Here is a 25,685-nt window from a genome sequence, read left to right as displayed (position 1 = left end):
TAGCGACAGTAGCAATCCCTTCATTTTCTGTGCATTTTAACCGCCATCTTCCACTCGTTTGTCCTCTGTGTACCAAACAGATAGACATCACCTGACTTCAGCCGCACACGTATTCCTCGACTGCCTGAAACAGTTACCCCTCTCGAACGGTCTTTCTGCGAAAAACGGTAGCCATGGGCCCCGTACAGCTTCCTAACATCATAAGTCACCGCTTCTATTTGCTGTATGTCTTCCCACCGAATCATCTTCCAGAATGGTGCGTAGGGAAAATAGCGGAATGCAATGCCAGTCCCATCTACTCTGACGGTCATGTGTGTCAGCAGCAATACCAGCATAATAGCTGCGAGCAGACCTATCAGAAACATCCCCTGCCACAAGGAATCTGGGCTGGATCGTACTTCTTCTGCTACCGCGTAGATACACAGTGCCAACGCCAAAGACACCAGCCCTACGCCCGTCCAGCGTATACCCGAAGGGATGTATTGTGTCTCGGAAAACATGCTGGAAAGTGATGTAGCTTCACTCAAGTTATGAAACACACGGCTCAGACCTTTCTTCTGACATTGTTATTCTGGCTGCCTGCTTCCGCATCGGCTCAGGAATCCTTTCTGTCTCAACAGCTTCGCTATTCCCGTGTGCGTACCGCAGAAAAGGTAGCTGGGCCTGCCATGCGCCAACTCCTGCAACAAACGGGGTTGGCGCAGACCAGCCTCCGACTATATATCCGTGCATTCAAGGAAGAGGAAAAACTGGAGGTGTGGGGCGCCTCGGCGGGCAAAGGCTATGTACTGCTCAAAACCTTTGACTTCTGTGCCTCCAGCGGCTCACTCGGCCCTAAGGTCGAGTCTGGCGACGGACAAATACCCGAGGGCTGCTATGTCATAGACCGGTTCAACCCCAACAGCAACTTTCTCCTGTCGCTTGGAGTCAGTTATCCCAACGCTGTGGACCGTGCGCGCTCCGGCAGCAAACCTACCGGGGGCGACATCTTCCTGCACGGCAACTGCGTCACCATTGGCTGCATTCCCATCACCGACGAAGGCATCCAGCAGTTGTATCTACTGGCCATCTGGGCCCGCAATGCCGGGCAGAAATCCCTGCCCGTACACATATTCCCCGCAAGGCTTTCTCCCGCCAAGCTGGCGCAACTCACTGCCCAGTCCCCCGAATGGAAAACCCTCTGGAGCCAGCTGGCCCGGGTGTATCTGGCTTTTGAGAGCAGCCATGCTACCGTGCCTGCCGTATCTGTCAGCGCCCAAAAGGGTTACACGTTGACAAATTGACCCGCCCCGGCACTCAAAAGGAACCTCATGCGTTGTGTGCGGTAAGTTTCAGTTTTCATAGATTTGCCCCGCAGCCTGGCAACAGGCCGGTTATCACAACAGTTTCCCTTTATGGCTGAGCAACTCGTACCTATTACCGTAGCCCGCGGCGACGGCATTGGCCCTGAAATCATGGACGCCACGCTGCGTATCATTCAGGCCGCTGGTGCCCGCATCCAGATCGAAGAGATCGAAATTGGCGAGAAAGTATACCTCTCTGGCGAATCCGCCGGTATCTCCGACTCGTCGTGGGAATCTCTCCGCCGCACCAAGGTATTCCTGAAGGCCCCCATCACTACCCCACAGGGCGGTGGCTTCAAGAGCCTCAACGTAACCACCCGCAAGGCGCTCGGCCTCTACGCCAACATCCGCCCCTGCGTTGCTTACGCCCCTTTCGTTGACACCAAGTTCCCCAACATGGATGTCATCATCGTGCGTGAGAACGAGGAAGACCTCTACGCCGGTATCGAGCACCGTCAGTCCGACGAAGTATACCAGTGTCTGAAGCTTATCTCACGCCCCGGTTGTGAGCGCATCATCCGCTACGCCTTCGACTACGCCCGTCAGTATGGCCGCAAGAAGGTAACCTGCTTCTCGAAAGACAACATCATGAAGATGACCGACGGTCTCTTTCACAAGGTGTTTGACGAAGTAGGCGCTGAATACCCCGAGATTGAGAAGGAGCATTGGATCATCGACATCGGCGCTGCCAAGCTCGCTGACTCCCCCGAGACCTTCGACGTCATCGTGACCCTGAACCTCTACGGCGATATCATCTCCGACATCGCTGCCCAGATTGCAGGTTCCGTTGGTCTGGCTGGCTCCGCCAACATCGGTACCGAGTGTGCCATGTTCGAGGCCATCCACGGCTCGGCGCCCCGACGCGCTGGCCAGAATATGGCTAACCCCTCCGGTCTGCTTCATGGTGCCATCCAGATGCTCGTCCACATCAACCAGCCCGACGTAGCAGAGAAAGTACACAACGCATGGCTCAAGACCGTAGAAGACGGCTATCACACCTACGACATCTTCAAAGAAGGCGTCAGCAAGGAGAAAGTAGGCACCAAGGAGTTCGCCGACGCCGTCATCGCGCGCATGGGCCAGAAGCCTTCTACCCTCAAAGCTGTCAGCTACGCCAACGCCAAGCAGCCCGTTAAGACCTACGAATACAAGCGCAAGCCCGCGGCCAAGAAGGACCTCCTGGGCGTTGACGTTTTCGTACACTGGGGTGGCACCAACGTAAACGAACTGGCCGACAAACTGAAGTCGCTCGGCAACACCGACAAGTTCGAACTCAAGATGATTTCGAACCGCGGTACCAAGGTGTGGCCCGATGGCATGCCCGAAACCTTCCTTACCGACCACTGGCGTTGCCGCTTCAAGCGCCCCGACTTTGTGTCGTCTGTAGACAACCATGAAATCGTTGAGCTGCTGAAGAAGGTAGCTGACGCTGGCGTAGACTTCATCAAAACCGAGAACCTCTACACCTTCGACGGCGAGTACGGCTTCACCAAGGCCCAGAGCGAATAACCTTCGCCCTCGATACAAAAGCAAAAGCCCGCTTTGCAGCGGGCTTTTCTGTTTCGTGAAAGGAGTGAGAGCCCCTGTCAGTTGGCGAACTCTGAGTAGAACTTGGCCCGCACCAGGTGAATTTCTTCCAGTGTGAAGTCGGCGCCCATTTCTTTGTGCGCCTGCTCTATGTCGTCGGTGGGCGCGCTGCGGAAATAGTCTATCAGTTCGTCCTGCTTGTCCTGGTCCACTACCTGCCGGATGTAGTAGTCAATGTTCAGGCGCGAGCCACTGTGCACAATCTGGCCTATCAGGTCCAGCAGGGCTTCGTAGCTCATGCCCTTGGCTTCGGCTATTTCATCCAGTGGCGTCTTGCGGTCTATCTGCTGAATCACGTAGAGCTTGTCGGCGCTGTTCTTGCCCTGGGTCTTCACTACAAAGTCCTCGGGCCGCTGTATGCCGTTTTCCTCTACGTAGGTCTTGATCAGTTCGATGAATGGCCCTGCATAGCGTTGTGCCTTTCCCTGCCCCACACCGTGCAGGTTCTCAAACTCCTGCCGCGTAATCGGGTATTTCACCGCCATTTCTTCCAGGCTTTGCTCCTGGAAAATGACGTAAGGCGGCAGCTTGTGCTTATCGGCCACCTTCTTGCGCAGGGCCATCAGCTGGTCAAACAGCACTTCGTCGTAGGCCTTGGCCTTCTCTATCTGTGGCTGGGCAGCTTCGCGCTCGGCGCGTGTAGCCGGGTCTATGTAACGAATCAGATCCAGCGATGTCGGGTTCTTCAGCCAGGCAGCCCCTTTGTCCGACAGCTTGATAACTCCGTAGTCATCAATGTCCTTGATCAGATAATCGCGCACCAGCAGCTGCGTGAAATAGCTCTTCCACGCTTTCTCCTCATGCTGTACGCCAAGGCCGTGCACCGACAGCTGTTCGTGCCCCTGTGACTTGATGGCTTCCGACTGTGAGCCTCGCAGAATACCAATCAGGTGGTTCATCCCGTAGCGGCCGTCGGTCAGTCGGGCCGTCTCCAGCATCTGGCGCACCTCTTCGGTTGCTTCAAATGTCTCTTTCGGGTGGCGGCAGTTGTCGCACATGCCACCACAGTCTTTTGTACTGAACTGCTCGCCGAAGTAGTGCAGCAGCTGCTTGCGCCTGCACATACCGCTCTCGCAGAAGGCCGCCATTTCGTACAGCAGGTGCTTGCCCGCCTCGCGTTCCGACACCGGCTTGTCCTTCATGAACTTCTCCAGCTTCACGATGTCGTTGAACTCGTAGAACAGCACGCAATTGCCTTCCAGCCCATCCCGGCCGCCACGGCCAGTTTCCTGATAATAGCTCTCGATACTCTTCGGCACGTCGTAGTGTATGACAAACCGTACATCCGGCTTGTCAATCCCCATCCCGAAGGCAATCGTCGCTACCACCACCTGCACGTCTTCCGACAGGAACATGTCCTGGTGGCGGTTCCGCGTTTCGGCGTCCAGCCCCGCATGGTATGGCACCGACACGATGCCGTTCATGTTCAGCACCTGCGCCATTTCTTCCACCTTCCGGCGCGAGAGACAGTACAGAATGCCCGACTTGCCCTTGTGGCCTTTGATATACTTCACAATGTCCTGCACTGGGTTCACCTTCGGGCGAATCTCATAGTACAGGTTCGTACGGTTGAAGCTGGAAAGGAAAATCTCAGCGGCTTCTATGTGCAGGTTGTGCTGGATGTCCAGCCGCACTTTGGGCGTTGCCGTGGCTGTCAGCGCCACAATGGGCACGTCCATCTGCTGGGCCAGCATCGGCCTGATGCGACGGTACTCCGGCCGGAAGTCGTGCCCCCATTCCGAGATACAGTGGGCCTCATCCACTGCGCAGAACGAGATTTTTGCCTGCCGCAGAAACTCAAGAAACTCATCGCGCACCAGTGTCTCCGGTGCCACATACAGCAGTTTGATTTCGCCGGTCAGCGTCTTGCGCTTCACCGCTTCATACTCCTGCTTCGACATCGAGCTGTTCAGGTAGCCCGCTTCAATGCCCAGGCTTTGCATCTGGTCTACCTGGTTCTTCATCAGGGCAATCAATGGTGAAACCACCAGCGCCGTGCCTTCGCACATCACTGCTGGCAGTTGATAGCACAGGCTTTTGCCCGCACCCGTCGGCATGATGACAAATGCATCGCGCCCCGACAGGATGTGCTGGATGATTTCTTCCTGCTGCCCACGGAACTGGTCGTACCCGAAATAGCGCTTGAGGGCGGCACGCAATTCTTCCTGCGTAAACAAGCCCAAGGGCTGGCGGCGCCGTTCGGTCTGCACGTCTGTATGCATCAACAGTATAAAAGCGACTTAGCGTAAAGAGAGAGTAGCAGTGTTCCGATAGGCAGAATGGGGGCTTGAACGCGTATCTTTGTGTAAAGTTAACAAACTAGACACTGTGCAGCACACCGCAGCGACGATTCCCCAAATAGCACGCGAAGTGCTTGAACAGGAGGCTGTTGCCATTCAGAAAATCGCCGAGCGGATGGCCGCTCCTGGGGCCGAACAGGCCGCAATGACCAAAGCGGTGGAGCTTATGTATGCCTGCACGGGCCGTGTGGTCATCTCAGGCCTCGGCAAAAGTGGCCTCATCGCGCAGAAGATTGTCGCTACCCTTAACAGCACCGGCACGCCCGCCCTTTATATGCACGCAGCCGACGCCCTGCATGGCGACCTCGGCATGGTGCAGGCCGGCGACGTCGCCATCCTCATCAGCAAGAGTGGCGACACCGCCGAACTCAAGCAACTGGTGCCCCTGCTTTCACGCATTCCGGTGCCTATCATTGCGCTTACGGGCAACCCTCGTTCCTACCTCGCCACCCACGCTGAAGCCTCGCTCGATGGCTATGTGGCAGAGGAAGCCTGCCCAAACAACCTGGCCCCAACCACCAGCACTACCGCCCACCTCGCCATTGGTGACGCACTCGCTGTTTGCCTCATGCGGCTCCGCGACTTCCGCGACCACGACTTCGCCCGCTACCACCCCGGCGGCAGCCTCGGCAAACGCCTCTACCTCCGCGTACGAGACCTCGCCCAAGGCCCAGCCCCTGCTGTCAATGCCACCGCGTCCGTCCGCGATGTTATCGTTACCATGACCAATGGCCGCCAGGGTGCGGCAGTCGTCCTGGACGACACCGGCAGCCTGCTCGGCATTGTCACCGATGGCGACCTCCGCCGCATGCTCCAGCGCGAAGCTGCCTTCGACAGTCTTACCGCTGCCAACATCATGACCCGCAACCCCAAAACCATTGCGGCAGAAGTCATGGCCATCGACGCATTGCAGCAGATGGAGAATTTCAGTATTTCGCAGCTCGTTGTCGTAGACGATGGCAAACCGGTGGCACTGCTCCACCTGCACGACCTCCTCCGCGAAGGCATCTGAACCGCTGGCACATGCAAACTCAAGACCTCTCCAACGCCCACATAGTCATTATGGCGGGCGGCATTGGCAGCCGTTTCTGGCCTAAGAGCCGTACGGCATTGCCCAAGCAGTTTCTGGATCTCCTCGGCACCGGACAATCCCTGTTGCAGGATACCTACAACCGCTTCATCGAGATTCTCCCGGCCGAGCGCATCTTCGTCGTCACTAACCAGCAGTATGTAACAAAGGTGCAGGAGCAGCTGCCCGACCTGCCCCCTGCCAACATCCTGCCCGAGCCTACTGGCCGCAACACCGCCCCCTGCATCGCCTTTGCCACCGAGCACATCGCCCGCCGCAATCCCAAGGCCACCATCGTTGCCAGCCCGGCCGACCACCTTATCCTCAACACCCACAGCTTCCTGCGCGACATACAGACGGCTCTGGACGTAGCAGCACGCGAGGCCGTTATCGTTACCCTGGGCATACACCCCACACGCCCAGACACCGGCTACGGCTACATTCAGTTGGTGGAAGACAAGCCCTTGCAGAAAGGGGTGTTTCCCGTAAAGACATTCACCGAGAAGCCAACGCTGGAAGTAGCTCGTATGTTCATCAAAACAGGCGAGTTTGTGTGGAACAGCGGCATCTTTGTATACGATGCCCGAACCATGCAGCAGGCATTTCAGGAGTACCTGCCCGACATGGCCGAGCTCTTCCACGAATTGCCCACTGACTTTCTGACCGAGGAAGGACGAGCAAAGCTGGCCGACATCTACGCCCGCAGCAAGAACATCAGCATCGACTTCGGTGTCATGGAAAAAGCCCCCAATACGTGCGTCATCCGCTCGCGCTTCGGCTGGAGCGACCTCGGCACATGGGCTTCCCTCCACAAACAGCTCCCCCACGACAGCCACAACAATGCAGTCGTGGGAAAAGCCATACTCCATGCTTCAAAGGGCAACATCGTACACATGGCCGATGGTAAAATGGCTATCCTGAAAGGTATCAACAACCTGATTGTCGTTGATGCTGGCGATGTATTGTTGCTGTGCAAGCGCAATGACGAACAGAGCATCCGTGAAATTCTTGCCGACCTGAAAGGTCGTCCTGAAGGTGACGGATTGGTGTAACGCCCCTTCGCACACACGATTCCTTGGCTTTCAGCCGCTTGCAACAGCCCGCAACAGATTAAACTGCTTTTACAGGCAACCAAAGGTTATCCACATGCCCAAAGCATGCAAGTCGGATAAATAGCGCAAACCCAGTTGCCTTCGGGTATACAAAAAGAGGGTAAGCCTGTTATTTTTGTTAAGAGGCTCTCCTGAACAAACATGCAAATGCCGGGCTTGGAAGACAACCAGAAGCTGATGCGGTTCGACGCACACCTGGCCCGTGTGCAGCAGGAGGCTTCGCGTGGCAGCGTCATAGACCTCAAGGAGTTGCGTTGCCCCTGTTGTCACTTCCCTACCCTCGATTCCCGCAACCAGAGCGAAATCTGTTTTCTCTGCGGCTGGGAAGACGATGGTCAGGACGACCCCCGTGCCGACGAAATCTGGGGGGATCCCAACAAGGATTACAGCCTAACCGAAGCCCGCCGCAACTTCGCCGACTATCGCACCATGTACCGGCCCGACGATGCCGAAATGTTCCGTCGAACCCGTTACCGCATCAGTCGCAATGGTGGGGCGCCAGTAGACCTCATACAGATCAAAGAGCACATCATGCGGGTGTTCAATCTCCTTGAAACCTCGCCCCGCGACCAGCACCAGAGCCTCATGCTTCAGCTTAACGAGCTCATCGCTCGCTTGCACGGCTAACCTCCTCGTCTGTTATGTTTGCAGTGTGAAACGCCTGCTGGAAGCGCTGAATCAGCGCCTTGACCTCCGTATTGCCCTGGCCGCCGCCCTTGCCGGGCCTCTCGCTGCTGGCTGGCTCCTGCGTCAGGCAGGCCGAATGAACGGTGAAGCCACCGCTAACCGTCGCATCGGCGCTCTCCTCCTAATCGCAGCACTTTACACCCTGCTGGCACGCCTTCTCCTCTTTCCCACAGGCTGGTTCGACAGTCAGGGCGTCCTCCTTATGCTTGGCTTCGGCATCGTAGCGGGGCTGTATGCCCGCCGGCTGTTCTCCCCAGCTCAGCTGCTGCCTGCCACCCGCGACCCCTGGCATCTGCTCACCGTCTGTGCAATTGCCAGTGGGCTCAATGCCATTGGCCTCATGCTCTGCTCGGCCGCCATCTACTACGTAGACATGGCCCTGCTGAAACTCCGCTGATTGCCCCTGCTACAGTGAACCAACTCACCCGCCGCTGGCGTTGCCGCCAGTATGGTGTACGATGCCATTGTTATCGGTAGCGGAATTGGGGGCCTGTCCGCAGCTGCCGTGTTGGCAAAAGCAGGCCGCAGTGTATTGATACTCGAAGCCAACTACCTTCCTGGCGGTTGCTGCAGCAGCTATTGGCGCAAGGGATGGGTGTTCGAGACGGGCGCTACCACCCTCATGGGCCTCGACCCCGGCCAACCCCTTGACCTGCTGGCCAACCGCCTCAGCCCTCAGTTCCGTCAGGAGCTCGAAGATTATCTCATCACGCTCAACCCCGCCATGGCCGTCTGGCTCGACGGCCATGTACTCCTCCGCTATCAGGACCACGAGCAGTGGGTGCAGGAAGCCATTCGCGTCTTTGGTAACGCCCATGCCCAACGCCAGTTCTGGACACTCGCCCGCAAGCTGTCAGACTTCGTCTGGAAGGTCAGTAGCCGCAACCTCCGCTTCCCGCCAACCTCTCTCGCCGACGTCCTGCAACTGGCCCTCCGCAACAGCCCTGCCGATTTCCCAAAGCTCCGTTACGCATTCCAGACTGTGGCGCAGGTACTCCGTCGGCTCGGCCTCGACAAAGACGAACGCTTCTGCCGCTTCCTCAACGAACAGTTGATGATTACCGCCCAGAACACGTTCGACCGCGTCCCCATGCTCTTTGCCGCTCCAGCCCTCTGCTACACCAACTACCGCAACTTCAACCCCGTAGGCGGCATGATTCAACTGCCCTGGCTCCTCCTCCGCGAAATCGGCCGATACCGGGGCGATGTCCGCCTCCGCGCACGCGTTACCTCCGTGGAGCCAACCGCCAACGGCTACACCGTAACCGACCAGAAAGGCCGACAGTGGCAGGCACGACAGATACTCAGCAATCTGCCCATCTGGAACCTGCCGGAAATCACCAGAGGCAAACTCCAGCAACAGTTCCAGCAGCAGGCCCAGCCCCTCGACTCCTACTGGAGCGCCTTCACCATGGGCGTCGTCGTCAAGGATGTCTTCCCCTCCGACTTTCCCCTGCACCACCAGCTGCACATGCCGGCTGGCGAAACACTGGGCGAACTGGGCTCACATTCCATCTTCATCTCCTTCTCGGCCAAGGGCGACACCAACCGCGCGCCAGCAGGACAACGGGTTCTGGCAATCAGTACACACGCCCAGAAGCCCGGCAACTGGTTCCAGAAAGGCGACCAGTACTACCCCGACAAAGAGAAAGTAACAGAAGCCATTCTCAACCTGCTGTTCAGCACCTGGAACAACCTCAAGCCCGATCATGTGCTCTACCGCACCGAGAGCACACCCGTCAGCTGGCAGCAGTGGACGCTCCGTCATGAGGGTACCGTGGGTGGCTTGCCGCAAGACATCCGGCGGCCCCTCTATCGTTGGCTGGGCGCAACCAGCAGTAGCCAACCCGGCTTTTTCCTTTGTGGCGATACCGTGTATCCCGGCCAGGGTGTTCCAGGCGTGGCGCTCGGTGGTATTATTGCCGCAGATCGCATGCTGGCTCATTGAAATTTTTCTGTGGCACGTGCAACCCTTCCGACAGTGTGACGTCCTTAAAGGCATCACTCAACGCTCAATTCTTGTACGTCATGAACCTCTTCCGTACCCTCCTGGCTGGTGCCGCCAGTGTCATGCTGGTAGCTGGCGCTGCCTATGCCCAGAAAATTGAGACCCGCAATCCTGGCACTTTCGATGCGGTGCGGGTAGAAGGCCCCTTTGAGGCTACCCTGCGCCACGGCGACGCCTACTCAGTGGAAATCGATGCCCCTAGCGATATGCTGGCCGACATCCGAACCGAAGTAAGCGGTGGCCGCCTCACCATCCGCATCAAAGACGGCGAGTGGAACTGGCGCCGTTATCGCGACCAGAATCTCCGTGTCCGCATTACCATGCCCAGTTTCTCTTCTATCGATCTGGCAGGATCGGGCGACGTAGTCTCCAGCGAAGTGTGGAAAGGCGATCGCCTGAAACTGGGCGTCAGTGGCAGTGGCTCCATTCGTCTGCAGGTTGAAGCCGACCAACTGACTTCTGCCATCGCCGGCTCTGGCAACATCTCCGTTAACGGCTCCAGCAATTGGCACAAGGTCTCTATCGCTGGATCTGGCGATGTGCAGGCAGCCGATCTACAAGCCAAAGAAGTGGAAGTCAGCATCGCAGGCTCAGGCGACGCCGACGTATGGGCAAGTGAAAGCATCAAAGCCAGCATCGCTGGTTCGGGCGACGTCCGCTACAAAGGCAAGCCTTCCAAAGTGAATGTCAGTTCGGCTGGTTCTGGCACTATTCACAGTTACTGATTTCGTCTCTTCTCTTTCCGATACTCCCTGCTATGAAAACACTGCACGCACTCGCACTTGGCGCATTGCTGCTCAGCCCCGGCTTACAGGGATGCAACAAATTGCGTCACACGTTCCAGGGCGAAGTCAAGCACGAAGTCCGTGCTGTCAGTGCATTCTCCCGCATTTTCGTCAGCAGTGCTTTTAATGTAGTGCTGGTGAAAGGGACGGCCGCCGCCATCGACATCGATGCCCCTGCCGATGCACTTGAGTATATCGAAACCGAAGTACGTGGCAGCGAGCTCCGGGTTCGCATGAAACCCAGCCTCTCGCTCTCCTTCTCTGAAACGCCTACCATTCGTATCACCTACACTTCAGATATCGAACTGTTAGATGTAGAAGGTGCGGTAGAACTGCGGGCCGAGCAGCCGCTTTCAGGCAAACAGCTGGAAATACGTGCGTCGGGAGCCAGCCACCTAAACCTCGCTGTCAATGTCGAACACCTCGCTGTAGATCTCAGCGGAGCCACAGAGGCCAACTTCTCCGGCAGAGCAATCTCCTGCGAAACCGAGGCCTCCGGCGCCAGCGAAATCCGGGCCTTTGACCTCGACGTCGATTCACTTGACCTCGACATCTCCGGTGCAGCAGATGTACACATCAAGGTCAACAAAGACCTGAAAGCCGAAGTATCCGGCGGGGCAAGCCTTCAATACAAAGGCTCGCCAATGCTCTCCAACATAGAGGCATCAGGGGCTGGGTCCATCTCAAAAGTCGGCTGACCTACACTGCCCACATATCAGTTGAAATCTATCGCATTGTGTGCGAAAGGCTTCCTTCGGGAAGCCTTTTTTTATGATCCACCGGAACCTTTACATCGTATCTGCGGTCTCTCACCCATTATCCCCACTCCTATGCAACGCCTTGTCCTCGCATTGCTGGCTTTCTGCATACTTGCACTCCCTGTCCCGCTGCTGGCACAGCGTACCGGCACCCTCCAAGGCCGTATTTACGATGCCATTACCCAAGAGCCATTGGCCGGTGCCGTGCTCAAGGTAGACAGCACCTCACTGGGCACGCTGGCCGACAGCCTCGGACGCTTCACCCTCCGCGACATTCCCCGTGGCATCAGAACCCTTCGTGCCACTTACACAGGCTACCGCGAAGCGGTGAAGTTTGAGGTCCGCATCGAAAGTGGTGTAACCGAACTCGACTTCGCCCTTGAGCCTTCTGAGGCTCAGTTGGGCGAAGTGGTCATTACCTCCAGCGCTTTCGCCAAAACCTCTCAGAACATTATCAGCCTGAAGAGCATCGGCGCCGAACAGATTCGCAGTAACCCGGGTGGCAACTTCGATATCTCCAAAGTGGTCCAGAGCCTGCCCGGTGTCACTGGCTCCGTAGGCTTCCGCAACGACCTCATTGTACGTGGCGGCGCGCCCAACGAGAACGTCTTCTATCTCGACGGCATCGAAATCCCCAACATCAACCACTTTGCCACCCAGGGTAGTGGTGGTGGCCCTGTCGGCATTCTCAACAGCGCCTTCATCCAGAACGTCACATTCCAGTCCAGCGCCTTTGGGGCACAGTACGACAACGCCCTCAGTTCAGTTCTCGACTTCGAGATGATCTCCGGCAACCGCGAGCGCTTCCAGGTACAGACCATCATCAGCGCCACCGAGGCCGGCGTAACCTTCGACACCCCCATGGATCGTCAGGGCAAAGTCACCGCCCTCTTCTCCGTACGCCGCAGCTATCTGCAACTCCTGTTCAAGCAGATCGGCCTGCCCTTCCTGCCCGATTACTGGGACTTTCAGGGCAAAATCAACTGGCAGATCAGCCCCCGCACCACCCTCTCCTATGTAGGTGTAGGCGCCATCGACCGCCTTTCGCTCAACACCTCCGGCGACCTCAAGCCCGAGCAGCGCGACGTCCTCGACCGCATTCCCGTCAACAACCAGGACAGCTACACCCACGGCGTTGTGCTCAAGCACCTTACCCAACGGGGCTTTTTCACCATTGCCCTCAGCCGAAATGAACTCCGCAACCGCGCCTTCAAGTACGAAGGCAACAACACCGCTGGCACGCTGGTACAGGACTACAACAGCGTGGAAGCGGAAAACAAACTGCGGCTTAACGTCGTTAGCCGCCTCGGCGACTGGCGTCTGAATTATGGCGCCGTGCTCCAGTACGTCACCTTCCAGAGCAGCACCTACAACCTCCGTGGCCCCGGCGACACCGTACGGGCCTCGGGCAACATCGGCTTCTGGCGCTATGGTGTCCACGGCAGCCTCTCCCGCACCTTCCTCGCCAACCGCCTCACCGCCAACTTCGGTGTCCGGGCCGACTTTAACACCTTCACCGACAAGGGCCAGCAACCCCTCGAAGCCCTCAGCCCGCGTCTCTCGCTCAGTTACGCCCTCAGCCCCGACTGGAGCCTCAACGCCAGCATTGGTCGCTACTACAAGCTGCCCGCCTACACTCTGCTTGGTTTCTCGCAGCAGGGCGTCAATGCCAACAGCAGCAGCCGCTACATTCAGAGTGATCACTACGTGTTGGGCCTCGAATACCGCCCCAACAGTAGCAGCATCATTGCCATCGAAGGCTTTTGGAAACAATACGACCGCTACCCCGTCAGCCTGAAAGACGGCATCAGCCTGGCCAACACCGGTGGTGGCTTTGGTGTCTATGGCAATGAAGCCGTGGCCAGCACAGGCCGTGGGCGTTCTTACGGCGTGGAAATGTATGCCCAGAAACGCCTCACCAAATCGCTCTACGGTATTGCCTCCTACACCCTCTACTGGAGCCAGTTCAGCGGTGCCAACGGCGAATATATCCGCTCGGCCTGGGATTACCGTAACCTCGTCAGCCTCACAGGTGGCTGGCTCTTCGGCAAAGACCAGCGGTGGGAAATCTCAGGCAAATGGCGACTCCTCGGTGGTGCCCCCTACACTCCCTGGCGACTGGATCAGGACGCGGCCAACTTCTACGCAGTACGCGGCCAGGGCCTCCCAGACTTCTCCCGCCTCAACACCGAGCAGACCTCCTCGTTCTCGCAGGTGGACATGCGCATCGAGCGCCGCTGGTTCTTCAGCAAATGGAGCCTCTCCGTCTTCATCGACGTACAGAATGTGCTGAACACCCGCAATGCGGCGCCTCCAAACTTTGCCCTCCAACGCACACCCGATGGCACCGACTATGCCCTCGATGGTTCCGGCAACTACATTCCTCTCCTTGTAGAAAACGACCAGACCGCACTCCTGCCTTCTTTTGGCATTCGGGCGCGCTTCTAGTACTGCCCAAACCAATCCAGCACCTGCCGGGTACAGCTGCGCCAGAAAAGCCAGTCGTGCCCGGCAGTTTCGTTCAGGCGCAGTTCCACTTTCACCCCCGGCACCAGTTTTCGGCTCGCATCATGCATTCGCTGGCTGTGCTGCCAGGGTACCACCTTATCGGCTTTGCCGTGCAGCAGCAGTAACGGCATCTCCAGCCGCGCCGCGTTCATCGCCGGATTGTCTTCACCGCGCCAGCGCCCTGGGAAACGCTCCAAGGTACCATAGGTATTCACCATCAGGGCGTCAGTGGGTTGCAGCGTCTGGTCAAAGTCGCCACTCAGCGCAACGCCCGCCTTGAAGAGCTTTCCTGTCCGCTCTGCCACAAGTGCAACACCACGCCCTCCCGTACTCAGCCCCAGCAGGTAATTCTTGCTGCCGGGCAGTAGCAGCCGCAGCCGTTGTTGCAGCGCTGGTATCAGAGTGTCCGTAACCCAGGTTAGCGTCAGCCGCGCGCGATAGTCGGCCCGTGTTTCGGGGAAATAGCCGCTTGCATAAACACTCTTGCCCATTTCAGGCAGCACCAGCGTGTAGCCCAGTCGGGCTGCGGTGTCGCATAACGGCGTCTCTTTGCACCACAGGTCGCGGTGAAAATCCCAGCCCGGCAGCACCAGAATTGCACCTTTGCTCGCGCCATAAGGAATCTGTACCCGCACAGGCGTGCGCCCCACCAGCAGGGTGGTATCAGTCACCTGCGCCTGCACTTGTCCACTCAGCAGCAACAGGGCCGTTATCCATTTCAGCATCCTCAATAATACACATCCCGCACGATGCGGAAGGTCTCGCAGTGCGCATTCACAATGTCGGCCAGGCGGGGCGAGTATCCACCGCCCATGCAGGCTACAAGCGGCAACCCTCGTCGCTGGCTTTCCTGCATCACAAACAGGTCGCGCTGACGTACGCCTTCAGCCGTCAGGGCCAGATGTCCAAGCTTGTCGGTTGCAAGCACATCCACCCCCGACAGGTAAAAGACAAAGTCGGGCTGATGCTTCTGAAACAGCCTCGGCAGTGCATCGTACAGCAGGTTCAGATAGGCATCGTCGGTGGTGCCAGTGGGTAGAGGGATATCCAGATCCGAGGCCTCCTTGTGATACGGATAGTTCGCCGCCCCGTGCATCGAGAAGGTGAATACCCGTGGTTCCTGCGCAAACAGGCAGGCAGTGCCGTTGCCTTGATGCACGTCCAGATCCACTATCAGAATGCGGCGGGCCTGCGCTGTATCCAGCAGCCAATTGGCTGCTATGGCCTGGTCGTTCAGCAGGCAAAATCCCTCACCGCGGTCCCAGTAGGCATGGTGTGTGCCGCCAGCAACATTGAGGGCCGCACCATGTGCCAGCGCATAGGCGGCACAGTCCACCGTCCCTTGGGCTATCACTATCTCGCGGTGCACCAGCTCGGGGCTCAGCGGAAACCCTGTCCTGCGTATGGCACGGGCATCCAGCGTCTGGTTCTTCAGCTGGTGCCAGTAGTCAACGCTGTGGGTGCGTACAATCCACGGCTCGGCCAGCGGTGCGGGCGAATGAAAATCAGCCGCCGTAGCGATACCTTGATGCTGCAGCTGTTGCGGTATCAGCTCATACTTCGCCATCGGAAACCGGTGTCCCTCGGGCAGCGGATGGGCATAACACTCCGACCAGGCGATACGCATACGTTACCCGACAACCGCTTTTCCCGCAAAGGGGTTCAAAACAGTTACCACGGCCGGGAGTCCCACATTGCCCCCTCAGAAACGCCATACTGCCCGAATTGCAGGCGCCAGACCATACTGCTCAACAAAGCCACAGCCCAACTGGCCAGCACCAGCACCAAGTCCAGCCGAACCCAACGCAGCTGCTTGTGAAGCAGTACAGCAGACGCCGCCGATGCATGGCGCAGATACGAAACAGCGCCCATCAGCACCCACACACCACACGCCACCATCAGCAGCAGCGACAAAAGATGCAGCAGGGGCGCCCAGAGGTACTCAATGCTGGGCATGGCAATGTCAACCGGGGCAAACATTTGACGCACGTAATAGCTGATGACCCAAAGCTGCTTCAGCACCTCAAAGCCCGCCATCAGCACCACAACAACTGCAATCACCCTGCCCAGCTGCCATAACTGTGCGGTATCTGTCTGTGGACTCTCATGCATAGCGCTCATCCTCCGTGTGGCATGGATGCCATCATCTGCCCAACCATTGTGAGAAAGAAGATGAAAATCACTGCCATGGACACCATCAGCGTAATTACCAGATACCGCAGGTAACCGAAGTACTGACTCGTGGCACGTATCATACTGTTCAGGTCGCTGGCGCGGCCATCTCCTAGAAAGTTTACTGCGGCTTTCTGCCCAGCACGAGCCTTTGTCCCGGCCAGTATCAGAATCACTCCAATCGCTATACCCACCACGGAGAACATCATGTACAGCTTGCTGATCATCCCTAGGTCGGGCATATTGGAAGGCGTCTGCGCTGCCCTGCTGCCAATCTGCGTAATGGCAAGTGAAGCAACGAACGCGAATACGCCAAACAGGCACACGAGTCCTCCTATCAGCATTTGCGCAAGACCTGTAAACTCAAGCCCACCGCCTAGAGTTCTAATCGCCTCTTTATCAACACCATTTGTGTGACTGCCCGCTTCCATGTTTTCCATTGTCCAGAAAGATTGTGCCCCAATATCTCACTTGACACCCACTCCCACAATCGCATTTCGGGGCACGAGAGCTGCCGTTTTACCTGTCTTTTGCCTCACTTCGATGTAATCGCATGTAAAACAGCCTGTCGCAGGCTAACTTGCATGCACACTCACTTTACACTCATGCTCACTTTTGTCCAACATTTCCAACAGCAGGCTGAGCGCTATCACGACGCCCAACAGCAGGCTGCCGCTTTTCTGTCTCTTTCTTCCAACCAACTCAACTGGAAGCCCAGCCCCACTTCCTGGAGCATTCTCGAGTGCCTGCACCACATCATCGTCACCGACACCTACTATCACCCCACCTTATCTGCAATCGCCAATACCCTCCCCGATTGGCCTGCTGCGGCCAACTCTCCCTACGAGCCCAACTGGCTGGCTCGTTTCTTCGCCAATGGCGTCAGCCCAAATGGCAAAATCAAAATGAAGGGCCCCAGGCAGTTTGCGCCCGTCTGCGGCAACCATTCCCCTCAGTTGGTGCAGCAGTTTCAGCAGCATTGTGCCCAGATGGCTAACCTGTGCCAGGGTTTTGTAGGAAAAGCTGTCAAGGGCGTGCGCTACCGCTCTGTCGCCTCACCACTCATCCGAATTGGTGTGGCAAACGGCGTAGAGGTCCAGGCTCTGCATACCCAGCGCCACTTGCTGCAGGCGCAGCGCCTCACCCAGCACCCCGACTTCCCACGCAGTTGACGCCAAACTATTTTCTCTTTTGACGGCAAACTAGTCCGCCCTTTCTTGCGTTATTGCCTTGCTATGGCAACGCCTTCCGGCCTTCCCGAAACCCTCGCTCCTGCTGCCGCTTCTGCCGAACCCGATGCTCTCGAAATCATCGGCGCCCGCGAGCACAACCTCAAGGACCTCCACCTTACCCTGCCACGCAATCAGCTTGTGGTGATAACCGGGGTATCGGGCAGTGGCAAGTCGTCGTTGGCCTTCGACACCCTGTATGCCGAAGGGCAGCGCCGCTACCTCGAAACCTTCTCCGCCTACATCCGTCAGTTTGTTGGCGGCCTCGAGCGGCCCGATGTCGACAAGATCAACGGCCTCTCGCCCGTCATCGCCATCGACCAGAAGACCACCAGCCGCAACCCGCGCAGCACCGTCGGCACCATCACCGAGATTTACGACTTCCTCCGTCTTCTCTATGCCCGGGCCTCCGAAGCCTACAGCTACGCCACCGGCGTGAAGATGGAAAAGCTCTCCGACGACGAAATCCTGCGCCGCATCCGTGATAAGTTCGCAGGCCGCCAGATTGCCCTGCTGGCACCCGTGGTCAAAGGCCGCAAAGGACACTACCGCGAAGACCTCGAGAAAATCCGCAAGCAGGGCTACACCCGTGCACGCATCGACGGCGATATCGTAGAACTGGAGCCCAAGATGAGCCTCGACCGCTACAAGGTGCACGACATCGAGGTCGTCATCGACCGCGTAGAGGTCACCGACAGCCAGCTGTCCCGCCTCACGCAGTCGCTCACCACCGCCCTCAACTACGGCAAGGGCATCGTCTACATCGGCGCCCTCCGCGACGACCGCTCTGGCCAGCTCGACGACGCCCCCACCACCTACTGCCGCAACCTCATGGACCCCGAGAGCGGCATCAGCTACGACGAGCCCCAGCCCAACTCTTTCTCCTTCAACAGCCCCTACGGTGCCTGTCCCCACTGTGGCGGCCTGGGCAAGGTCATGAACCTGGACCTCGAAGAGACCATCGCCGACGCCAGTGCCAGCCTGCTCAAAGGTGCCCTGGCTCCGCTCGAAGACTCCTACATGACCGACCTCTTCGAGGCCATCCGTGCCCTCGGCAAGGTGTACGACTTCAAGGTCAGCACTCCATGGCGCGACATCTCCGAAGAGGCGCGCAATGCCATCCTCTATGGCGACCCAGAGCTCAACCAAACCCTCATCGCCAACGCGGCGGAAGAGCTGCCCCTGTTCATCGGCGGCAAGTTCCTGGGCCTCAACAACTACCTGCGCCTTCGCTACCTCAACAGCCAGAGCGAGGCCATCCGCTCCGGTGCCGAACGCTACCTCCGCGAAGACGCCTGCCCCGAATGCCACGGTGCCCGCCTCAAGAAGGAAAGCCTCTGGTTCCGCTTTGCCGGAAAGAACATTCACGAACTGGCTGTCATGGACCTCAAAGCCCTCGACGCCTGGTTCCAGACCGTAGACAAAGACCTCTCCGACCGTCAACGCGCCATCGCCTTCGAGCTACTCAAGGAAATCCGCGCCCGCCTGCGCTTCCTCCTTGACGTCGGCCTGGACTACCTTGCCCTTGACCGCCCTGCCAAAACCCTCTCCGGTGGCGAAGCCCAGCGCATCCGCCTCGCCACGCAGATCGGCTCCCAGCTCATGGGCGTCCTCTACATCCTCGACGAACCCTCCATCGGCCTGCACCAGCGCGACAACGAGCGCCTCATCAACTCCCTCCACAAGCTCCGCGACCTCGGCAACTCCATCGTCGTGGTAGAGCACGACAAGGACATGATGCTCGCCAGCGACTACATCGTCGACATCGGCCCCGGCGCGGGTGTGCATGGCGGCAAAGTGGTAGCTCAGGGCACCCCCCAGGCGTTTCTCGAACAGCCGTCCACTACCGCCGATTTTCTCTCCGGCCGCCGCGTATTACCCATGCCTGCCGAGCGCCGCAAGCCCGACCCCAAGCGCATGCTTCGCCTCGTGGGCGCCACCGGCCACAACCTCAAGAACGTCACGATGGAAATCCCGCTGGGGGTTTTCGTCTGCGTAACAGGCGTATCTGGCAGTGGCAAGTCGTCGCTGGTGAATCAGACCCTCTACCCCCTGCTGCATCAGCACGCCTTCAACCACCGCAAGCCCGCCCTGCCACACGAAAAGCTGGAAGGCCTCGAACACCTAGACAAAGTCATCGAGATAGACCAGCGCCCCATTGGCCGCACGCCCCGCAGCAACCCTGCCACCTACACGGGTCTGTTCTCCTTCATTCGCGAACTCTACGCCGAACTGCCTGAGAGCAAAATCCGTGGCTACAAGCCCGGCCGCTTCAGCTTCAACGTCAAGGGCGGCCGCTGCGAAACCTGTAGCGGCGCAGGCGTGCAGGTAATGGAAATGAATTTCCTTCCCGACGTTCACGTCACCTGCCCCACCTGCCGCGGCAAACGCTACAACCGCGAAACCCTCGAAGTCCGCTACAAAGGCCGCAGCATCGCCGATGTGCTCAACATGACAGTAGAAGACGCAGTGGAGTTCTTCGAGGCCCATCCCCGCATCCGCCAGCGCCTTGAGGCCATGCGCGACGTCGGCCTCGGCTACATCACCGTGGGCCAGCCTGCCACTACCCTGTCCGGTGGCGAAGCCCAGCGCATGAAAATTGCCACCGAGCTCGCCAAACGCGACACTGGCCGCACCATCTACATCCTCGACGAACCCACCACCGGCCTGCACTTTCAGGACATCGAGAAGCTCCTCGGCGTACTTGATCTCCTTGTCCAGAAAGGAAATACCGTCCTCGTCATCGAGCACAACCTCGATGTCGTCCGTTTTGCCGACTGGATCGTCGACGTAGGCCCCGAAGGCGGCAGCGGCGGCGGCACCATCATCGCAGAGGGCACACCCGAGCACATAGCCCGTACCCCCAACTCGCATACCGGCCGCTTCCTCAAGCTGGAAATGGGCCTCTGAGTCCTTACATGAAGCGCTCGCCGCGCACCACTTCCACGTCCGACATATACACAATGCCGGAGAAACGCTCGAAGTAGTGCTGCTGTAGGTGCTCCAGTATCTTGTTGGCCACCTCTGGCGTCACCACCGTCACCATCCGGATGTTTTCGCCTTCCCAGGCACTGCCGCGCATGCCTTCCAGCCCTTCGCCACGCACTTTGTCTACAGTGTAGCCTTTGGCGCCCAGCTGCTTAAGGTCATTGGCCAGGCGGTCTTCCAGCGCATCCTGAAAGATGATGACCACCCGTTTCAGTTTTACAGTCTGAATCATAGCACACGATAGAGATAGGTTGCCAGCGCGTGATACAATGGTATCCCGATGGACAGATTGAACGGAAAGGTAATAGCCAGCGAAGCTGTAAGATAATAGCTGGGGCTGGCCTCTGGCAGGGCCATCCGGCATGCTGCCGGAGCAGCAATGTAACTGGCCGAAGCACACAGTGTGCCCACCACCATCGCCCCGGCAACGCTCATCCCCAGCAGGTGTGCCACCCAGATGCCCAGTATCGCATGCAGCAACGGCATCAGTATGCCAAAAGCAATCAGAAAGGGGCCTACTTTCCGCAGTTCGCCCAGCCTGCGGCCTGTCACCAGCCCCGCTTCCAGCAGGAAAAGCGTCAATACACCCCGAAAAGGCGCATCAAACAGCGGCGATACCTGCTCGTAACCCCGCTTGCCCGACACAAAACCAATGAACAGAAACCCGACCAGCAGCACCGTACTCTTTCCAGACAGCAGCTCGCGCGTCACTTCGGAGAACGGCACTGGCGTAGCCATCGGATTTTCGCGCTGCATGCCTCGGCTCGCCAGCAGCAGCGCTACCAGTATCGCCGGAAACTCCATCAGCGCCAGCAGCCCCGGCAGGTAGCCTTCCGGCTCCACGCCCATTTGCATCAGCTGCGCCGACGTCAGGCCGGGTGTAGCCGACAGCGCCTGATCGCGCAGCCCTTCCAGATACACCAGCGTCTGCGAGAAGGTCACCGCCGACACACTGCCATAGTGCGCCGCAATGGCAGCCGCATCGGCCGCCCCAAAGCCTCCTGCCTTCTTCAACAGAAAATAACTCCACACCGGTATCAGCGCGCTCAGCAGCACCGCCGCCAATGCAGGCAGCGCAAACGACTCAACCGGCGTAATCGACAGCTTGTAGCCCCCTTTCAGCCCAATCCCCACCAGTAGATAGATCGTCAGAAAGGTGTAGATAGCCTCAGGGAATTTCAGGTCGCTTCCGGCGCGTGTCGCCACGACCCCCAGCACAAACGCCAGAAGCATTGGCGACAACAGACTCGATAACAGCAGATTCCAATCCATAACAAGCGAACGCAATCGGTTGGGATGCAAATCAACACATTCCCGCCGTACCCATGCGTACCGCCGTACACCGTTTCTCCCTATTTTTGATAGTCTGGTTTCTCCCTCCTCTCCGCCCCACTCTGGATGGCTGCCTCTGCCTCGCTTGCTCTCGACCCCAACGTTCTGGCCGCCAAGGGCCTTCCGTATGACTACTGTGCCGAAATCGTGCCCCGACTGCACGACATGGGTATTACCAATTACCGGCAGTTGGCTGGCGCCGCAGCTACTCCTATGGTACTGGCGCAGATAGCCGGAAAGCTCAAGACCAAGCCCAACAACCTGCAGGCACTGGCCAAAGCGGCCAGCATGATTCTCGCTGACCTCCAGGAAACTGGTACCGTCAAGGCACCTGCGGCACCGCAGGAGGCCCCTGCGCCCAACCCCGCCGTTGCCCCTGCGCCAGAAGCCCCCAAGGCTGAAGCGCCAGAAAAGCAGCTGCCCGATACCCCAAAGCCAGCCACAACACCTACACCCGAACCCGTTGCCGCTAAAGAGTCGCAGCACGCCGCACCTGCTGCCCCGGACGAACTGGACATCGAGTTGCTGGCAGAATACGGCCTGCCCGCCGACTGGATTGCAGGCATCGTGCCCCGTCTCCGCGAGGCCGGTATCACCCGCTACGGCCAGTTGGTGGCCCTTGCCAGCAACCCCATGAAACTGGGCCAGGCCGCCGGCAAACTCAAGACAAAGCCAAACAACCTCCAGGCTCTTGGCAAGGTAGCTGCCCAGATTCTTGCCTCCCTGCAACAGGGGCAGGTACCAGCGCCCCCCACCCGCACCAAGGAAGAGCTTCCCGCCGAGTTCACCCGCGAAGCCCCTGCACCCCCGGTCCTGCTTCCGTACAGTGCCGTTTTCTCCCCCAATGTCGCACTGTCCTCAGCCGCTCCTTCCGCCATGCTGGCAGCAGCTCTGGCCGAGGCACAGTCGCTCACAACCCCTATCTCGCACATCAAGGGCAATCGCCCCAGCAAACTCCCCCTGCCCCCTGCCGGGCGGGTGGAAAACGGCATACACTGGATCGACTACCTCACGCCTGTTCGTTCGCAGGGCTCTCGGGCCACCGGAGCCATTTTTGCCCTCACTGCTGCCAACGAAATGCTCTGCCGCAGGCTGGGCAAGGAAGAATACCTCAGCGAGCAGCACCTCTTTTACGAAGCCAAGCTCCTCGACGGTGAGCCCGAATCCGTTGGCACCTCACTCAGTGCTGGCGTGTTGGCCCTGGCCCGTTTTGGCCAATGCCGCGCGGTCACCTGGCCCTATCAGCCTACCCACGGCGTGGTTCCCCTCAACACCCGCAGCGAGGCTGGCAACTTCCGCCGCAGTTTCGAGCAGGTAATGCCCGGCAACCTCGGTGCTGTCAAGGATCATCTGGAACAGGGCAATCTGGTTGCCGTTACGCTTCATCTTTTCCCCGATTGGATTCTCGGCCCCGAAGACCCCACTGGCCACCTGCTCCTGCCCGACTCTACCGTGGCACCCATCGGCAATCACTCAGTGCTCATCGTCGGCTTTCAGGAGTCAAACCAGGCCCCCGGTGGTGGCTGGTGGATCATCCGTAACAGCTGGGGCAGTGGCTGGGCCAAGGAAAATCCGCTCGGCGGTGGTTATGCCCGCATTCCGTTTGAATATCTCGTCCGTTACGGCATCGAAGCCTTTACGCTCAAATGACCGCTTCCATTCAAGAAACCGACTCACTGGCCGGCGAGGCCGTCAACCTGCCTGCCAGTGATGGTTACATCCTGGGTGGCTACCGTTTTGGCGATGTTCTCCACAGCAAAGGGGTCATCATCATTGCAGGAGGCACTGGCATCCAGCAGCGTTTCTACCGCCGCTTTGCCACATGGCTGGCCGAACAGGGCTACCTCGTTTACACCTTCGACTACCGCGGCATAGGCGACTCTCTGCGCCGCAGCATCAGAGGCTTCACCGCTTACATGCACGAATGGGGCGAGCGCGATCTCCAGGGCGTTATCAAGTACCTCGCTGCCCGCTACGACGGTCGCCCCCTCCACGTCATCGGCCACAGCGCCGGCGGTCAGTTGGTGGGCCTGGCAGAAAACATCACGCAGCTCTCCAGCATTGTCACCATTGCATCGCAGAGCGGCTTCTATGGCCATTGGCCCTTCCCCCGCAAACCTCTGATGTGGGGCCTCTGGCATGTGGCATTTCCGGCCATCACCAGTGCCATGGGCTACTTCCCCGGCAAACTCGGCCTTGGCGAAAACCTCCCGGCAGGTGTCGCGCTGGAATGGGCGCGATGGGGCCGCCACCCGCACTATCTGTTCTCCAGCAACAGGCCTTCTGTCGCCAATTACGCCCTCTTCAAAGGCCCCTTGCTGGCCGTTGGCGCCACCGATGATCTCTATGCGCCGGTCCCTGCCATGGAAGCGCTGCTCGGCCGTTACACAAACGCCCGCCGCGACCATCTTTTCTACAAGCCCGCCGACCTCAACCGCAAGCAGATAGGCCACTTCCTCTTTTTCCGTCCCGAGGTACAGGATACCATCTGGAAGCGCATCGCTGCATTCCTCGAGGTCTATAACCTCTCCGTACTACCCACCCATTGACCCACCCTGTGGGCAACTCGCTCCACAAACCAGCCCCGCGCCCTTTATCTTTGCCCCCGTGGAAGGATTCGTTGTCTCTGCCAGAAAATACCGCCCCGACACCTTCGAAACGGTCGTTGGACAGGAGCACATTACAGCCACGTTGAGGAATGCCCTCAAGACGGCCCAATTGGCTCATGCCTTCCTGTTTTGCGGGCCCCGGGGTGTAGGCAAAACTACCTGCGCCCGCATCCTCGCCAAGGCAGTCAACTGCTCCAATCTCTCTCCTGAAGGCGACCCCTGCAACCAGTGCGACTCCTGCTCCTCCTTCAACGAAGGCCGCAGCCTCAACATCTTCGAGCTGGATGCAGCCTCCAACAACGGCGTCGACGACATCAGGGGTCTCATCGAGCAGCTCCGCTACATCCCACAGGCAGGCCGCCGCAACGTGTACATCATCGATGAGGTGCACATGCTCTCGCAGGCAGCCTTCAACGCCTTTCTGAAAACCCTCGAAGAGCCCCCGGCACACGCACTCTTCATTCTCGCAACCACCGAGAAGCATAAGATTCTGCCCACCATTCTGTCCCGCTGCCAGAAGTTCGACTTCCGCCGCATCGGCGTGCCCGACATCGCTGGACATCTGGGCCGTATCGCCGAAAAAGAGAACATCCAGTACGAGCCTGAAGCGCTCCAGATTATCGCCCTCAAGGCCGACGGCGGCCTCCGTGATGCCCTCAGCATCTTCGACCAGATGGTCAACTTCTCGCGGCGCAACATTACCGTTGCCATCACACGCGACAGCCTCAATGTTCTCGACTACGAAGCCTTCTTCCCTGTCGTTGAGTGCATGACTACCGGCGACCACGCCAAGGCCCTGCTCCAACTCGCCGATCTTATCGACCGCGGGTTCGATGCTTACAGCTTCCTCTCCGGCCTGCTCGAGCACGTCCGCAACCTCCTCGTTGCACAGGAACCCAGCACCCTTCGCCTCCTCGAAGTCACCGACTCCGTGCGCCAGCGTTACCAGCAGCAGGCCCGTGCCGTTCACCCCACGCTTCTCCTGGGCGCCTTCCACCTCCTCTCCGAGGCCGAACAGAAGTTCCGTAACGTCGCCGCACCCCGCCTCCTGGTCGAGCTCACGCTCATCAAAATGGCGCACCTCGCCGATGCCATTGCCGTAACTGAAGGCACCGACGTAAAAAAAAAGCCCTGACAGCCGCGTCTCCTGAGCCACAGACCGAACCTCCTGCGAATACTGCTACAACAGAAAAGCCTC

General features: G+C 58.7%; 23 protein-coding genes. 15 read left to right on the top strand and 8 right to left on the bottom strand.

Annotation, left to right across the window (positions count from 1 at the left end):
- Positions 1–20 precede the first annotated feature (20 nt).
- Complete coding sequence (locus AC2D8O_RS07455; protein WP_484678169.1) at positions 21–500, bottom strand: hypothetical protein; 480 nt, start codon at positions 498–500, stop codon at positions 21–23.
- A 30-nt stretch (positions 501–530) separates the two neighbouring features.
- Here AC2D8O_RS07455 and AC2D8O_RS07450 point away from each other — a divergent pair, with 30 nt between their 5' ends.
- Both AC2D8O_RS07450 and AC2D8O_RS07445 read left to right on the top strand, forming a co-directional pair.
- The gene (locus AC2D8O_RS07450; protein WP_484678168.1) at positions 531–1,283 is read left to right on the top strand and encodes a L,D-transpeptidase family protein; all 753 of its coding nucleotides are present in this window, start codon (positions 531–533) and stop codon (positions 1,281–1,283) included.
- A 111-nt stretch (positions 1,284–1,394) separates the two neighbouring features.
- Positions 1,395–2,852 carry an NADP-dependent isocitrate dehydrogenase gene (locus tag AC2D8O_RS07445; RefSeq protein ID WP_484678167.1) on the top strand — a complete coding sequence of 486 codons (1,458 nt, stop codon included), beginning with the start codon at positions 1,395–1,397 and terminating at the stop codon, positions 2,850–2,852.
- 77 nt (positions 2,853–2,929) lie between these two features.
- Here AC2D8O_RS07445 and recQ read toward each other — a convergent pair whose 3' ends face one another.
- A complete protein-coding gene (gene recQ, locus AC2D8O_RS07440) occupies positions 2,930–5,152 on the bottom strand; it encodes a DNA helicase RecQ (protein WP_484678278.1) in 2,223 nt (740 codons plus the stop codon).
- 106 nt (positions 5,153–5,258) lie between these two features.
- On the opposite strand from recQ, the gene AC2D8O_RS07435 reads away from it, so the two are divergent.
- The 8 genes from AC2D8O_RS07435 to AC2D8O_RS07400 all read left to right on the top strand — a co-directional run bounded on the left by AC2D8O_RS07435 (position 5,259) and on the right by AC2D8O_RS07400 (position 14,097).
- On the top strand, positions 5,259–6,242 hold the full coding sequence (locus AC2D8O_RS07435) for a KpsF/GutQ family sugar-phosphate isomerase (RefSeq protein ID WP_484678166.1): 984 nt from the start codon (positions 5,259–5,261) through the stop codon (positions 6,240–6,242).
- 11 nt (positions 6,243–6,253) lie between these two features.
- Positions 6,254–7,351 carry a mannose-1-phosphate guanylyltransferase gene (locus AC2D8O_RS07430; RefSeq protein ID WP_484678165.1) on the top strand — a complete coding sequence of 366 codons (1,098 nt, stop codon included), beginning with the start codon at positions 6,254–6,256 and terminating at the stop codon, positions 7,349–7,351.
- A gap of 201 nt (positions 7,352–7,552) precedes the next feature.
- Positions 7,553–8,038, top strand: a complete 486-nt coding sequence (locus AC2D8O_RS07425; protein WP_484678164.1) for a CPCC family cysteine-rich protein — start codon at positions 7,553–7,555, stop codon at positions 8,036–8,038.
- A 25-nt stretch (positions 8,039–8,063) separates the two neighbouring features.
- Complete coding sequence (locus AC2D8O_RS07420; RefSeq protein WP_484678163.1) at positions 8,064–8,495, top strand: hypothetical protein; 432 nt, start codon at positions 8,064–8,066, stop codon at positions 8,493–8,495.
- A gap of 51 nt (positions 8,496–8,546) precedes the next feature.
- The gene (locus AC2D8O_RS07415; RefSeq protein ID WP_484678162.1) at positions 8,547–10,046 is read left to right on the top strand and encodes a phytoene desaturase family protein; all 1,500 of its coding nucleotides are present in this window, start codon (positions 8,547–8,549) and stop codon (positions 10,044–10,046) included.
- Positions 10,047–10,126: 80 nt separating this feature from the next.
- Positions 10,127–10,831 carry a head GIN domain-containing protein gene (locus AC2D8O_RS07410; RefSeq protein ID WP_484678161.1) on the top strand — a complete coding sequence of 235 codons (705 nt, stop codon included), beginning with the start codon at positions 10,127–10,129 and terminating at the stop codon, positions 10,829–10,831.
- A gap of 32 nt (positions 10,832–10,863) precedes the next feature.
- A complete protein-coding gene (locus AC2D8O_RS07405) occupies positions 10,864–11,589 on the top strand; it encodes a head GIN domain-containing protein (RefSeq protein WP_484678160.1) in 726 nt (241 codons plus the stop codon).
- Positions 11,590–11,721: 132 nt separating this feature from the next.
- Complete coding sequence (locus AC2D8O_RS07400; protein ID WP_484678159.1) at positions 11,722–14,097, top strand: TonB-dependent receptor; 2,376 nt, start codon at positions 11,722–11,724, stop codon at positions 14,095–14,097.
- On the opposite strand, the gene AC2D8O_RS07395 is transcribed toward AC2D8O_RS07400, so the two are convergent.
- Genes AC2D8O_RS07395 through AC2D8O_RS07380 form a run of 4 tightly spaced genes read right to left on the bottom strand, consistent with a single transcriptional unit; the run spans position 14,094 to position 16,769 of the window.
- Positions 14,094–14,882, bottom strand: coding sequence for an alpha/beta hydrolase family protein (locus tag AC2D8O_RS07395; RefSeq protein WP_484678158.1), 789 nt, complete (start codon positions 14,880–14,882; stop codon positions 14,094–14,096). The two genes, AC2D8O_RS07400 and AC2D8O_RS07395, sit on opposite strands and share 4 nt — an antisense overlap.
- A gap of 2 nt (positions 14,883–14,884) precedes the next feature.
- Positions 14,885–15,784: a histone deacetylase family protein gene (locus tag AC2D8O_RS07390; protein WP_484678157.1), complete on the bottom strand. Its 900-nt coding sequence runs from the start codon at positions 15,782–15,784 to the stop codon at positions 14,885–14,887.
- Between the two features lie 44 nt (positions 15,785–15,828).
- On the bottom strand, positions 15,829–16,278 hold the full coding sequence (locus AC2D8O_RS07385; RefSeq protein ID WP_484678156.1) for a hypothetical protein: 450 nt from the start codon (positions 16,276–16,278) through the stop codon (positions 15,829–15,831).
- A complete protein-coding gene (locus AC2D8O_RS07380; RefSeq protein ID WP_484678155.1) occupies positions 16,275–16,769 on the bottom strand; it encodes a hypothetical protein in 495 nt (164 codons plus the stop codon). Before AC2D8O_RS07380 ends, AC2D8O_RS07385 begins: the two co-directional genes overlap by 4 nt.
- 165 nt (positions 16,770–16,934) lie before the next feature.
- Here AC2D8O_RS07380 and AC2D8O_RS07375 point away from each other — a divergent pair, with 165 nt between their 5' ends.
- Both AC2D8O_RS07375 and uvrA read left to right on the top strand, forming a co-directional pair.
- The gene (locus tag AC2D8O_RS07375) at positions 16,935–17,501 is read left to right on the top strand and encodes a DinB family protein (protein WP_484678154.1); all 567 of its coding nucleotides are present in this window, start codon (positions 16,935–16,937) and stop codon (positions 17,499–17,501) included.
- A gap of 63 nt (positions 17,502–17,564) precedes the next feature.
- Positions 17,565–20,468, top strand: a complete 2,904-nt coding sequence (gene uvrA / locus AC2D8O_RS07370) for an excinuclease ABC subunit UvrA (protein ID WP_484678153.1) — start codon at positions 17,565–17,567, stop codon at positions 20,466–20,468.
- Positions 20,469–20,472: 4 nt separating this feature from the next.
- On the opposite strand, the gene AC2D8O_RS07365 is transcribed toward uvrA, so the two are convergent.
- Both AC2D8O_RS07365 and AC2D8O_RS07360 read right to left on the bottom strand, forming a co-directional pair.
- Positions 20,473–20,778, bottom strand: coding sequence for a P-II family nitrogen regulator (locus AC2D8O_RS07365; RefSeq protein ID WP_484678152.1), 306 nt, complete (start codon positions 20,776–20,778; stop codon positions 20,473–20,475).
- On the bottom strand, positions 20,775–21,818 hold the full coding sequence (locus AC2D8O_RS07360) for a sodium-dependent bicarbonate transport family permease (protein WP_484678151.1): 1,044 nt from the start codon (positions 21,816–21,818) through the stop codon (positions 20,775–20,777). Before AC2D8O_RS07360 ends, AC2D8O_RS07365 begins: the two co-directional genes overlap by 4 nt.
- 126 nt (positions 21,819–21,944) lie before the next feature.
- Between AC2D8O_RS07360 and AC2D8O_RS07355 the strand changes: the two genes are divergently transcribed.
- Genes AC2D8O_RS07355 through dnaX form a run of 3 tightly spaced genes read left to right on the top strand, consistent with a single transcriptional unit; the run spans position 21,945 to position 25,622 of the window.
- The gene (locus AC2D8O_RS07355) at positions 21,945–23,528 is read left to right on the top strand and encodes a C1 family peptidase (RefSeq protein ID WP_484678150.1); all 1,584 of its coding nucleotides are present in this window, start codon (positions 21,945–21,947) and stop codon (positions 23,526–23,528) included.
- Positions 23,525–24,427, top strand: a complete 903-nt coding sequence (locus tag AC2D8O_RS07350) for an alpha/beta hydrolase family protein (RefSeq protein WP_484678149.1) — start codon at positions 23,525–23,527, stop codon at positions 24,425–24,427. The genes AC2D8O_RS07355 and AC2D8O_RS07350 overlap by 4 nt, the downstream gene beginning before the upstream one ends.
- A 58-nt stretch (positions 24,428–24,485) precedes the next feature.
- Positions 24,486–25,622 carry a DNA polymerase III subunit gamma/tau gene (gene dnaX / locus AC2D8O_RS07345; RefSeq protein WP_484678148.1) on the top strand — a complete coding sequence of 379 codons (1,137 nt, stop codon included), beginning with the start codon at positions 24,486–24,488 and terminating at the stop codon, positions 25,620–25,622.
- Positions 25,623–25,685 lie beyond the last annotated feature (63 nt).

This window comes from Pontibacter sp. T17 (assembly GCF_057219875.1).
This window is presented reverse-complemented; position numbering and strand designations above follow the sequence as displayed.